Origin of the sequence: Bacillus sp. JJ1533 (assembly GCF_036965045.1) — a bacterium.
In the GTDB taxonomy this organism is placed as follows: domain Bacteria; phylum Bacillota; class Bacilli; order Bacillales; family Bacillaceae_L; genus Ferdinandcohnia.
Genome location: NZ_JBALOV010000064.1, coordinates 1 through 11,749 on the forward strand (window position 1 = coordinate 1; position 11,749 = coordinate 11,749).

Consider the following 11,749-nt stretch of genomic DNA (forward strand, 5'->3'; position numbering starts at 1 on the left):
CAGAGTGTCGACAAAAGGCATTTGGGAATTCTCTTATCCCCAAATGCCTTTTATTTTTTACCCATTTTATCATAAATGGCCACTTTTTTTGAGTATATACCATCCCAGTTTTCATATGTTTTATGCAAGCTCTGGACTTACCCATGTCCAATTAGCTAGTTTCTTTAAATTCATTGCAGCAAAAGTTAGCATCGCCTGCATGGACATTTTTTTAATTCCTCTAAGGGTTGTCCATCGCATACCATGCTTTTCTTTTGCATCAGCAAAGACGCGTTCAATCGTTTCTTTACGACGAGCATATATTTCTTTTACTTCTTTAGTGTGACGAAGGTGGTCAGCTTCTTCCACATAACCTTCCCAGATGTGACGCTGTATTAACTTCTGGTGATTTTGGCTCTGTGTACATTGTTCTAGTAAAGGACAATGTGCGCACTTTAATGGATCGGACTTGTACTGTCGGTATCCTTCCTTCGTTGTAGTTGTATAAGCCAATGTCTCTCCTTGCGGACAGATATAGCAATCAAAGTGCTCATCATAAACATACTCATGTTTACGCATGAATCCTTCCTTTGTTTTAGGACGTGTATAAGGAAGAGCAGGAGTAATGCCATTTTCTATTAGGAAATTACAAATTGCAGGTGTTTTATAAGCAGCGTCGGCAGCAACAGCAATAGGTTTCATAACTTTATCCATAATCGATTCGACCAACGGTTGAAGCATATGACTATCATGAGTATTCCCAGGAGTTACAATTGTCCCTAAAACAAAGCCATTTCGATCCGTAGCAGCATGAAATGAATAGGCAAATTGTTTCGTGCGCTCATCTTTTACGTAATATCCACTTTCAGGATCAGTTGTACTTTCTTTGATCTCTTTCATTTCTTCTTTTTCAAATTTTTCAGGTGGGAATGGTTTCTTACCATGGTCTATACGATCCTGATTTAACTCATCTTGAAGCTTCGCTTCATAAGCACGAGCTTCCTTGCGTACTACCTTCTTTTCAAATTTACGTTTATTAGCACTCGCTTTTACATGCGTGGAATCAATAAATACATGGTCAGCACTTAATAAGTCCTTATCTGTAATCTCTTTTAAAATACGGTAAAAGATCTGTTCAAATAAATCTGTATCTTTAAAACGACGTTCATAATTTTTACCGAAGGTAGAAAAGTGGGGAACATCTGTGTGAAAACCAAAACCCAAAAACCAACGGTAAGCTACATTTGTTTCAATTTCCTTGATTGTTTGCCTCATTGAACGTATGCCAAATACATACTGAATAAATGTCATTTTAATCAGTACCACTGGATCAATACTTGGACGTCCTAAAGTTGAGTAAAGGTCTTTAACTAATGGGTATATGAAGGAGAAATCAATAGCTGCTTCAAGTTTTCTCACAAGATGGTCTTGCGGCACTAATTGATCTAATGTGATCATTTCTAATTGATCTCTTTCTACATTATAGTTTCTCGTCATCATTTTCCCATCACCTCAAGTATTTACTATAAATATTGTAAATTAAAAAAGACTGTAGGCAAACTCAAATTTTTTGAGTTTGTCTACAGTCTGCAACCACACATATGACTAATATGTGTGGTCATTTTATTAATTTCTTATTGAACTAACGCACCCTTTAGCACAATAAAAAGACTATTATAAAATCTATTTTCTATTACTCCAATCCCTAAATTCCATCATATTAAAGTCAATTTCTTCATCTAATTTTAAAGGGGTAATAAATTCTAATGAGTTTCCATCAGGATCATTAAAATATAAAGCTACGTGAGATTGAGGGTTGTTTGGAAGGACAATTGGTTGTTGTTCTGGTTCAAAACCAAAGGCTTTTCTAACACTTACACCTCTTTTTTCTAACCATTCTCTAGCTTCCATTAAGTCATTTAATTCTACATAAAATGCAATGTGTCTCAAAGAGGGATGATAAGGCGTTTCAACCTTGTCTGTTTCCCATAGTCCAAGCCAACTTTTACCTTTTTCAATCCAAAAAAAGGTTACTGGCTCACCTTTATGGGCTAACTCTAAGCCTAAGTTACTATAAAATTCAATCGATTTAGATATATTACTCACTGGTAAGTGTGCTTCATAAATACCTTTAATCATATAGAAGGCTCCCCTTTATCTAATTTTAAAACATTATATTATAGTATTATTTCATTTTCTTCTACCTACTTGCTTGTTACACTAAACTGCGCCGTTAGTTCAGCAATGAAAGTATTTTTAATTCATAATTGAATCGAACTGTGAAATAAAAAAACCTTTGTTTGTTACTCAAAAAGAAGAATCTCTTCCTTTAAAACGTATATTCCTGTACAAATCAATTAATAATAATCCCTGTGATCTATATCCTACAAAAGGAGTATTTTATGATAGTACAAAAGATGATAAGGAGTGTAGTTATGGGAATATTAAGTGGTAATCCTCAAGATGAACCAATGCATTACGGTGAGGTTTATGGAATGTTTACTCACCTGTTAACAAACAATGGCTTAATTGCTGCTTATCAGACATATCTTAATCACACTGGTGATAAAGACTTGCAAAAACTTATTGAAGAAGCAATTCAAGGTATGGAAAACGAAAACCAACAATTACAAGATCTTCTTAAAACAAACGGAACCGCCTTGCCTCCAGCGCCACCAGAGCGTCCAAATGCAAATTTAGAGGATATTCCTGCTGGTGCAAGGATTACCGACCCTGAGATTAGCGCAGCTATTAGCAGCAATGTGGCTGTCGCACTAGTAGCTTGCAGTCAAGCCATGACCCAATGTATCCGAGAAGATATCGCAATGATGTATGGCCAGTTTCATTTAGCGAAGTCTCAATTTGGATTAAAAATGTTAAAGTTGAATAAGGAAAAAGGTTGGCTAATTCCTCCACCACTTCACTATAGTAAAAATAAAGATTGTTAAAAAGTTGGCGCCTCAATAGAGGTGCTTTTTTCTTATTTCCAATTATTAAAATGTCTCTTTAGTCGAACTCGACAGTTTAATTGCTTCCACAAAAAATGCGTTAATCCTTCTTGGATCAACGCACCCGTTAGTTTAAGTACATTTCTTCACAATGTGCTAACTTTAATAGCTGTTTTTACTTCGGACTCTACTCAATAGAATAAAAATGTTAACAAACAAGATAAATGACAGGAAGACAAATATTAAGTTAATCCTGAACATAAAAGAAATTATTAATGCTAAAAGGCAGAAAACAGCCCCGTTGGGTTGTTATTTTACTTTAATTGTTCTAATGAGTAATTTCTTACTCTAAAAATATGATCACAAAGAATGTCGATGTCCTCCTGATTATGACTGGTAAGGACTATTGTTTTTCCTTCTTTTTTCAAAGATAGTAATAGCTTTCGAATATTTTCAACACTGTCGATGTCAAGAGCGTTAAACGGTTCATCTAATAAAAGAACTTCTTGATCTTCCATAATGGCTTGGGCGAGAGCTAATTTTTGTTTCATGCCAAGAGAATAATTCTTCACCTTTTGTTTGGCTGTTGGTTGCAATCCAACTTTAATCATCGTTTCTTTTATCTGTTCGTCCGAAATTTGATTTTTAATCATTGCTAAATATTTTAAGTTTTCAAATCCAGTTTTGTTTCCTAAATAACCAGGACGATCAATAATTACCCCGAAATTTTGTGGAAAACGATTTTTCTTTCCGAGTTCCTCCCCTCTGACAGTTACACTACCTTGGTCAGGAAATATAAAACCACACATCATTTTAAATAAAACTGATTTTCCTGAACCATTAGGACCAATTAGTCCATAAATTTTACCCTCTTCGATTGAAAGGTTAGTATTTTCAAAAAGGACCAATCCTTTATATGATTTACTTACTTGTTTAAATTCAATTAGAGACATAACATACACTTCCTTTTCATAGAATAAAATCTTTTCGTCTTAATAAATAGACTAGAATTAATAGTTCAACAACAACAGAAATCAACAAAACGATTGTATGTGAATAGGGTGATGGATTTATTAATAATTGCCCCATACTGTTTAAACCGATTGGTATCAAATAATCAAAGTTGATTCCTGGAAACATAAATAAAATAAACATTAGTAGCGTTACAAAACTTTTTAATACATCTTTTGTTATCCATGAGATAAGAACAACAAGTAATACATAAAAGGTAATTTGTAAAAATCCATTTACAAAAAAGTGGTAACTAAATATGAATGCAGAAACATCTGGAAGTAATTCTGAATTCAAAGAAAGCGAAAAGCCAAAACCCATCGAAATAACGACTATGGCAGTAGCAAGTAAAATCAGAAATATTATGGTATTACGGAGAATGGTAGAAAACCATCCCCAAAACCATTTGACAAGAGATTCATTGCGAATGATGGAGTAATGGCTCAACTCCATAAGTTGTTTTTGTAAAAATAGCTGGACAAAGTAAACAAATCCAATAAAGACTATTACATAAAAACTAAGAGAAAGAATTTGAAACGCCTCATGTGTAGTTCCAAAAAAGGAAAGCAGCCATAAATCCATTGCCGTCAGATTAGCATCTGAATATTTTGAAGCCTGGAATACGATGCCCAATATGATTAATCCTATAAATATACCTATCGGAGCTACTTCAATAAAAAAACTTTTTAAAAACCGAAAATCTCTACCGATAAATTGTAAACTGATTAAAGCTATTCCAAGTAAAAGAATTAACACTAAAAACTGAATCCATGTGCTGTTAAAATTGCCAACCCCATGAAAAAGGCTTAAATAGTTCGGTAATAAGATCCATTTAAATGATGCTGGAATGGCTTTAAAAGACAAAATGGACAATACATATAAAAAGGCAAGACAAAAATAGATAACATGTTTACTTTTAATTGAGACGTACAAAATGGCGAGCCAAAACTGGATAGTCAGCAGTGTTAAAAAAAATAAAAGAAATTGAAATATGAGAGCATATAACGGTTTTGAAAAGTTGTTGCTCAGTGTAAAAAGAATTTCATTTCCGTCTATATTTAGCTGCCCAAACTCACTCCATTGCAAAGAGAAAGGTAGTCCGAAAGATACGACTAAACTGCATATGTTCCAGAGAAGTAAGAGGCAAACATTAAATAGAAAAAAAGCCTTCAAATTTTGAATGATCCATCTTTTATAAGAACCCCATCGAACCAATTGTGTATATTCAAACGAATTCGCCAACTGATGTCCAGTTTTTAATAAAAACAGAGGAAACATAAGATAGACAATCAAGTAGACATCATTTACACTCACTAAGGTAACATCCCAAAAATTCAAGGTAGCCTCTTCGGTTCCTGCTTTAAGCAAGATTGAGTTCCGTTCGCTAAAAATATAAAGACAAATAATAGGTACAAGAATCAACCAATACAACGAAAGTGATTTTTTCCAATTAACTAGCATGTTCATAAACCTTTTCTTGAAAACGACCTTTCACATAAAAAATTAACGAGAATAAAATGATTAAATGTGCGGTAAACGGAACAAATATCGTCCATATAGGTTGTTGTTCGATGTTAAATGGAAAAATCGTACTAGTCGTCGAAAACTCAGGGTGAGCTAAAACACCAGCAACAAAATTCATAATAAAATACCAAAGAAAAGGCAATGAGATTGCTAGAAAGTTATTTTTAATGATTAGGGTAAGCACATAAGCAACTGTACTATATAAGGCTGCATTTAGAGCAACCCAAGAAGAATACACAATACCATACGTTAAGGTGCCATGCGATAGGAAAATTTCAAATGTTCCAACAGACGTACCTGAACCAATTTCATAGTGAATGATTTGCAATGATGGCTCAATATATACAATGAATACAAACGAAACAAACACCATGGCAAAAGCAACGATAAAAGATAATATGGCATTGACGATACCTTTACCTAATAGATAATCTGATAACTTTGTTCGAGACTTCATATATGTGATGAAATTATCTTTTATCTCGTTTGCATAGCTATTTGAATATATAACTAGGAAAAAAACAGGAAATAAAAGTGCTATTACACCTCCTATAATTTCTGTATGCACCTCGACAGGACGATAAAATGCATAACCAGTTTTCACATAGTAAAATTGAACAGTTGTTGGAATAAATATAATAGCTAAACACAACAAAATCTTGTTTAATGTTAATGCTTTTTTCCACTCAACAGATAATAAATGTTTCATTTCATTTCCCTCCCTATAAAAAATCTCTATAAAAGACCTATACTCTTTCTTCTTTTGTGGTAAGCGTTGATGATTAACCAAATAATAAATAACAATCCGAAGCTAGTGATACCTACAAATAAAGTAATAATAGCAAAAGTTCGGTACTCCACTACTTCTAGTTTTACAAAACTGTCATCAGTGCCATAAGAATAAGTGGTCAAGAACAAGGTAGAAGGAAAACTAATTTCTCTTTCAAATTCATATACAGGTTCTGAATTATTGGCTTGATCCAAACCATTTTCTTTATAAGCACTTACCTTAGCAATATAGTTAACTTCATGTACGAGAACTTCAATTTCTTTTTTCTTAGCGTTTGATAGTTCTTCACCGCTTGAAACTATGTCGGCTATCTCATAAGCAATAATTGATTGATCACTAACATGATCGTTACCGATTTTTATAGTAAATCCAAAAATGATTATTGAAATGATAAGAATACCTAAACCTGTATAAAGGAGTTTTTTGCCGAATGCCTTTTGTGTTTGAAATAACTGGCTGATAATAGACCGTAATTCATTTTCTTTACCAAATCGTTCTATAGCGATTTCAATTGCTTCCTGTTCAGATTTCCCCTCTATTTTCAATTCGTGGACGGCCTCAAGTAAGTGATTCTTCATTTCTGATTTTAACTCTTGGATTTCTTTGTTATTGCCTTTGACGTTTTGATAAACTTTATTTACATACTCTTCAATTTGTTTCATTGTTTCTCTCCCCTTTCAAGAAATGAATCCATAATTTTTTTTACGAATTCCCATTCTTTTCGTTTTTCTTCATAACCTTCTTCACCTAATGGTGTCAGATTGTAATATTTCCGTCTTCCACCTGGTCCTTGTTCATCACCCCAGTAAGAGGAAATCCATTTATTTTTCTCCAGTCGCTTTAAGGAGAGATAAAGTGTACCTTCCTTTAATTCAAATTGATCTTCACTTTTCTCTCTAACTAATTTCGCTAACTCATATCCATACATATCTCTTCTACGTAAAAGGGAAAGTATTAGTGTATCGATATGCCCTTTTAAAACCTCTTTGTTTATTTCCATTTTTTAACCTCCTTTTAGACATTAATCAAATATACTATATAATGCAAGGTATTGTAACAAAAAAATATTATACCCAAACAATAGTATATTATACTATATAATGCAAGGTATTCTTTCCTGTAAAATTACAAATAACAATAGGCACTTATCTTTTTAGATCAATAGCCGATGGCATTATGAACACTAACTTTCCAATAAAAAATCTTGGAGGAAAGATTCTCCCTCTTAACCGAACCTGTTCTCTACAATTAATTCAAACATCGTCTTCAACTAACCTGCCCCGGTAGTTCAGAAAGTATATCTACTCCAAAATTCACTCGAACTGCTTGAGAAAAATAGTAATAAAAAACACTTCACATTTAATTGGAAAAAGGTTTAAATAATTTTATGGAGGGTTAGTATGGGACAATAGGAGTAGTAATCTCCAGACTCATATTAGACCCTCTTTAATTATTTGCAATAAAGTTTCAGTAAATTGAAAAATCTACTTTAAAAATTCAGAATTATGTGATAATTTATTCTTAACTCTCGCTATAAACTTTAGGAGGAATGGAACATTAAGATTGGAACAAAGGTAGTTTATGAATCGGTTGAATATACAATTATTTGGGTATATGATAGTGGTTTCTGTGAAATTAAAAAGGATTTTATTATAAAATTAGTCCAACTATCAGAAATTGCTCTTCTTTAATAAAAGAATTTTATCTTTATATGGTTGAGGGTCACCTCCCATAAAAAAAGCATATCTAACTTATTGCTCACAACGCTCAATCTCTTTTGTGGGTTCACTACAATTTATACAAAGCTCAACGTAATCTACTTCATACCCTCTAAGTTACATTAATTAAACAAAAAGGTGCTTTAATCCTTCTTAGATCAATGCACCCGTTAGCACAATAAATTTATTTATGTTCCCATTTATAATCAATCATAACTATCAACATTGTCTGGAATATCGGTATTCAAAGCACTTTCCTTGTATTTTAATTAATTATGATGATTAAGATAATAAGACATCATAAACTGGAGGTATTTTATGGTTAAGAAAAAGATAGATATGACTGAAAAAATGAAGATAATTCCAAATGCTCTTCAATTATTTCTGAATGTGTGCCTTTTTCTGTTAGCATTGGTATTATCTTTTCTTCTTGTGAAAGAAATTGTCGATTTCCTTCATTTTTTAATAGCGAATGACAGTAATGACTACAAACTATTTCTTGCAAATATCCTTGTATTCTTCCTATACTTTGAATTCATTACGATGATTGTAAAATACTTTAAAGAAGATTATCATTTCCCATTACGCTATTTTATTTATATAGGGATCACTGCCATGCTCCGACTGATTATTGTAGAGCATGAAAAACCAATTGATACATTAATTTATGCCCTGGTCATTCTTATACTAATTATCGGATATTTCATTATTAATATCACGCCTCTTGAAAGACCCAAACACCCATGGACGATGAAAAAAAAGGATTCAATTTCAATAAAAAGAGATGACGTTTAATCTACTGTGTCCTAACGTTATCTTTTTTGCTGCTGTTTCGATAACTATATATAGAATAAATAGCCATACAATATAAAAGGCAATAGGAATGATAACATTCACTAAAAATTCCCCAAACAAAGAATCAATGATTTCCTTTATTTCACCATAAAACCCCAAGTCTTTGTTGAAGTAACCTGCCCCGTTACTTCAATAAGAAAAATGCGTATCCACTTATTTTAGAAACGCACCCGTTAATGCAATAAGTACAAAGAAAAAAGAGTTACTTTTTCTTATCAAAGCGTGAATGTCTTTTATCAGCCGCACTTGCTATAAATAAGGAAGCTATAAACCATATAATACCACCAACAATCCACGTAGCCCAATTACCAATATGGAACAAAAGTGATATCAAGAATAACAATGTTCCACTGACTAATAATAAAGTTAAGCCAATTGCAAATGCCACCTTTTCAGGTAATTCTTTAATTTTATCCAACATTTATTCTCCCATTTAAATAATCTAAAAGGCAAAGTAATTTTTATATACTCAATATTTTTATACTAGAACTATTATGGGATGCTTATTTAATAATCCTGCTGCGTTAGTTGTATAAAAAGGGTGTTGAACCGTATTCGCCAGCTCTTTATCACTTTATAACTTTAAAATCTATCTTAATTTATTGAATAGTTCTTCCAACTTACCTGCTTTTTTATAAACATTAAACTCTTGAAGAAAATCCAAATACTTAGGTTTAAGCACGTTTGATAACATAGCTTCTAGTGCTATCTGTTCCATATAATTCTCAACATTTCTTACATAAACATTCAAAACTTCTTTCTTACTTCTAAAAAATAAACCTCTTGGAGAAGGAATTTCATTTGATTCACTTATAGCTTGTTTATACTTTTTAATAACTCTGCCTTTAAGTTTTCCCTGTCCTACATAATACACTTCATTTTGGAGATTAGTATATACATAAATACCTTTCGTATAGCCTCTTAGGTGTTCTCTAATTTGAGATGTTACTACCTTACTATTGAAGGAAGTATGATCAACAGTAATCATTTTCCATTCATCCGCTTCTAATGGAAGAAAGTTATTTCGATATAAAAAATCCTTGAAATTCAGTTCCATCTGTAAACCTCTCTATCCTTTATTCAACTAGCCGTATAAAGGAATATGAAGCAATTGCCATATTCTTTAGTTACTAAATTCATTTTATCATAAACCTCGGTTTTTTCAGGAAATTCTTAATAAACTAAACTGCTTCGTTAGTGGAAGAAGGGTGATCATCTATATTAAATAACTTCGAGCCATTTAATTATTATTTCTCTAAGTTTTTCCTCTTTAGCTTTAACTTCACTTGTATCAGTAAATTTCATAATAGCTCTGTCAGCTGCTTTCCATTCTAATATGCCATTAGTATCTACAATCAGTGGTTCATTGGTCTTTCGGTCTTTTACCTTAGCACCACAATGAAAAATGAGTTGAATATATCCTTTTCCATGAAAATTAAATGTAATTCGGTCTTCGCCTTCATAACAGAAACTAGGTGCATTCCATTTTATATGTTCAGTAATTTTATCATCAGTGCTTAAAATGATATTTCGAACCTCTTCTATTTCTTCTTTAAGTGGATGTTCAAGGTTGTTCATAAATTCTGTTACCTCTTCAGGACCAGACAACTTCTTACTTTTACCTGATTTTTTATTTGTTCTCATTATTAGATAGTCACTCCTTAAATCCTCATTGTTCACATTCTAGGTTTACCTAAAAATTACCAAAATATAGTGATTTTATTAAGCTAAACACTTAGCACATGAACTTGATAGCTCAACATTAACATAATATTCCAAACATTTTTCAAAAAATAAAGACCATCAATTTGATGATCCATTATTTCACTCTTGCTACCCTTTAGTGTAAGTACAATACTTCACAAACTTAAATTAAAAGGTTGTTAATTTAATTCCTTTAACCACACCTGGAACCATTCAATGTGCAGTGTTACTTTAAAAAAATCCAACTGTTGTATTTGTTTAAGCGAGAACGTGTTAGCTAAATATAAATCCCACTGTGATGAAATATCCTCTAGTATTACGTTCTTTCATGGTATTTAAAAAGCAATCCTTCGTTATTGAAGTATCGCTATCCCTTACGTTAAGTGTAACGTTTCACAAGTATATTAAATTTTGTTTAACCTACGGGTTTCAAGGATTTGCTCAATATGATGTACAACATGTTGAATATCGTGTATAAGAGCATCACGTACTGTTGCCTTTCCCTGCTCACGTACAAGAACCCTGTCCAGTGAATTTGGGAAAAAAGTACACAAGTATGCTATATATTCCCTCATCATAGTGAATAGTTTCATTTCTAATTCAATTGAACGATTTTTATAGTTCATCTTAAAGCTCCAAAAATCTCCATCAAACTCATTAAATAAATAGGTTGCTCCTGTATCTGCCAAAGCGTATCGATTAATCTGAAAGTAATTCATATCACAGTCTATAATATGATGCACAATTTCTCTGATTGACCATTTACCGGGTGCTCTTGTCTTATCCATACCAGAATCACTTAATCCTGTAATCGCCTGCATAAGTTCAATAGGTGCTCTTTTGTATGATTCAATAAGTTCTTGATCATCTATTGTTCTTAAATACATCCTATCCCCCCTATAATAGTTGTCCAGTACCATATCAGTGTTTATTCTCTATTTTTTTTACTATCCTCCCCGTTAGTAAAATAACTTCAACCAAAAGAAGCGTTAATCCTTCTTGGATCAACGCACACCCCTTTAGTTGAATCAACAAGTTACCTTATAGATCTCATATTTTTTGTATTATTTAACAGGTATATAAATATCAATTTGACTATTAGGATTCTCGAGTGTATAAATATCCTCCCAATATTCAATATCAAATGGTCTTAGAGAATACTCATTAATAACCGCATAAGTGTCACCGATTTCAGATTCTGGTCCTTTATGTACAAATTT

Annotated in this window: 13 protein-coding genes; 2 read left to right on the forward strand and 11 right to left on the reverse strand. The window is 32.4% G+C overall.

Annotated elements, in window-relative coordinates:
- Positions 1 to 120 precede the first annotated feature (120 nt).
- Together V7138_RS24875 and V7138_RS24880 are read right to left on the reverse strand one after the other, a co-directional pair.
- Positions 121 to 1,479: an IS1182 family transposase gene (locus V7138_RS24875; protein WP_335402659.1), complete on the reverse strand. Its 1,359-nt coding sequence runs from the start codon at positions 1,477 to 1,479 to the stop codon at positions 121 to 123.
- Positions 1,480 to 1,662: 183 nt separating this feature from the next.
- Complete coding sequence (locus V7138_RS24880; RefSeq protein ID WP_335402661.1) at positions 1,663 to 2,118, reverse strand: VOC family protein; 456 nt, start codon at positions 2,116 to 2,118, stop codon at positions 1,663 to 1,665.
- Between the two features lie 296 nt (positions 2,119 to 2,414).
- Between V7138_RS24880 and V7138_RS24885 the strand changes: the two genes are divergently transcribed.
- Entirely contained in the window at positions 2,415 to 2,927 is a 513-nt protein-coding gene (locus V7138_RS24885) for a DUF3231 family protein (protein WP_335402663.1), read from the forward strand.
- A gap of 314 nt (positions 2,928 to 3,241) precedes the next feature.
- Here V7138_RS24885 and V7138_RS24890 read toward each other — a convergent pair whose 3' ends face one another.
- The 5 genes from V7138_RS24890 to V7138_RS24910 are packed head-to-tail and all read right to left on the reverse strand — an operon-like array spanning position 3,242 to position 7,252.
- Positions 3,242 to 3,880, reverse strand: a complete 639-nt coding sequence (locus tag V7138_RS24890) for an ABC transporter ATP-binding protein (protein WP_335402665.1) — start codon at positions 3,878 to 3,880, stop codon at positions 3,242 to 3,244.
- A gap of 16 nt (positions 3,881 to 3,896) precedes the next feature.
- The gene (locus V7138_RS24895) at positions 3,897 to 5,399 is read right to left on the reverse strand and encodes a permease (RefSeq protein ID WP_335402667.1); all 1,503 of its coding nucleotides are present in this window, start codon (positions 5,397 to 5,399) and stop codon (positions 3,897 to 3,899) included.
- Complete coding sequence (locus tag V7138_RS24900) at positions 5,389 to 6,171, reverse strand: ABC transporter permease (protein ID WP_335402668.1); 783 nt, start codon at positions 6,169 to 6,171, stop codon at positions 5,389 to 5,391. The genes V7138_RS24895 and V7138_RS24900 overlap by 11 nt, the downstream gene beginning before the upstream one ends.
- 26 nt (positions 6,172 to 6,197) lie before the next feature.
- On the reverse strand, positions 6,198 to 6,914 hold the full coding sequence (locus V7138_RS24905; RefSeq protein ID WP_335402670.1) for a permease prefix domain 1-containing protein: 717 nt from the start codon (positions 6,912 to 6,914) through the stop codon (positions 6,198 to 6,200).
- On the reverse strand, positions 6,911 to 7,252 hold the full coding sequence (locus V7138_RS24910; RefSeq protein ID WP_335402671.1) for a PadR family transcriptional regulator: 342 nt from the start codon (positions 7,250 to 7,252) through the stop codon (positions 6,911 to 6,913). Before V7138_RS24910 ends, V7138_RS24905 begins: the two co-directional genes overlap by 4 nt.
- A 1,036-nt stretch (positions 7,253 to 8,288) precedes the next feature.
- Between V7138_RS24910 and psiE the strand changes: the two genes are divergently transcribed.
- On the forward strand, positions 8,289 to 8,765 hold the full coding sequence (psiE, locus tag V7138_RS24915; protein ID WP_335402673.1) for a phosphate-starvation-inducible protein PsiE: 477 nt from the start codon (positions 8,289 to 8,291) through the stop codon (positions 8,763 to 8,765).
- A 262-nt stretch (positions 8,766 to 9,027) separates the two neighbouring features.
- Here psiE and V7138_RS24920 read toward each other — a convergent pair whose 3' ends face one another.
- From V7138_RS24920 to V7138_RS24935, 4 genes are all read right to left on the reverse strand, one after another.
- The gene (locus tag V7138_RS24920) at positions 9,028 to 9,243 is read right to left on the reverse strand and encodes a hypothetical protein (RefSeq protein WP_335402675.1); all 216 of its coding nucleotides are present in this window, start codon (positions 9,241 to 9,243) and stop codon (positions 9,028 to 9,030) included.
- A gap of 171 nt (positions 9,244 to 9,414) precedes the next feature.
- Positions 9,415 to 9,882 (reverse strand): hypothetical protein, encoded by a 468-nt coding sequence (locus V7138_RS24925; RefSeq protein ID WP_335402676.1) that lies wholly within the window; start codon positions 9,880 to 9,882, stop codon positions 9,415 to 9,417.
- A gap of 164 nt (positions 9,883 to 10,046) precedes the next feature.
- The gene (locus V7138_RS24930; protein WP_335402677.1) at positions 10,047 to 10,469 is read right to left on the reverse strand and encodes a DUF1801 domain-containing protein; all 423 of its coding nucleotides are present in this window, start codon (positions 10,467 to 10,469) and stop codon (positions 10,047 to 10,049) included.
- A 464-nt stretch (positions 10,470 to 10,933) separates the two neighbouring features.
- On the reverse strand, positions 10,934 to 11,416 hold the full coding sequence (locus tag V7138_RS24935; protein WP_335402678.1) for a DinB family protein: 483 nt from the start codon (positions 11,414 to 11,416) through the stop codon (positions 10,934 to 10,936).
- Positions 11,417 to 11,749: the final 333 nt, after the last annotated feature.

Excerpts from the sequence above, each read along its gene's own strand:
- V7138_RS24875 (WP_335402659.1), bottom strand. The coding sequence starts at position 1,479 with ATGATGACGAGAAACTATAATGTAGAAAGAGATCAATTAGAAATGATC.
- V7138_RS24880 (WP_335402661.1), bottom strand. The coding sequence starts at position 2,118 with ATGATTAAAGGTATTTATGAAGCACACTTACCAGTGAGTAATATATCT.
- V7138_RS24885 (WP_335402663.1), top strand. The coding sequence starts at position 2,415 with ATGGGAATATTAAGTGGTAATCCTCAAGATGAACCAATGCATTACGGT.
- V7138_RS24890 (WP_335402665.1), bottom strand. The coding sequence starts at position 3,880 with ATGTCTCTAATTGAATTTAAACAAGTAAGTAAATCATATAAAGGATTG.
- V7138_RS24895 (WP_335402667.1), bottom strand. The coding sequence starts at position 5,399 with ATGCTAGTTAATTGGAAAAAATCACTTTCGTTGTATTGGTTGATTCTT.
- V7138_RS24900 (WP_335402668.1), bottom strand. The coding sequence starts at position 6,171 with ATGAAACATTTATTATCTGTTGAGTGGAAAAAAGCATTAACATTAAAC.
- V7138_RS24905 (WP_335402670.1), bottom strand. The coding sequence starts at position 6,914 with ATGAAACAAATTGAAGAGTATGTAAATAAAGTTTATCAAAACGTCAAA.
- V7138_RS24910 (WP_335402671.1), bottom strand. The coding sequence starts at position 7,252 with ATGGAAATAAACAAAGAGGTTTTAAAAGGGCATATCGATACACTAATA.
- psiE (WP_335402673.1), top strand. The coding sequence starts at position 8,289 with ATGGTTAAGAAAAAGATAGATATGACTGAAAAAATGAAGATAATTCCA.
- V7138_RS24925 (WP_335402676.1), bottom strand. The coding sequence starts at position 9,882 with ATGGAACTGAATTTCAAGGATTTTTTATATCGAAATAACTTTCTTCCA.
- V7138_RS24930 (WP_335402677.1), bottom strand. The coding sequence starts at position 10,469 with ATGAGAACAAATAAAAAATCAGGTAAAAGTAAGAAGTTGTCTGGTCCT.
- V7138_RS24935 (WP_335402678.1), bottom strand. The coding sequence starts at position 11,416 with ATGTATTTAAGAACAATAGATGATCAAGAACTTATTGAATCATACAAA.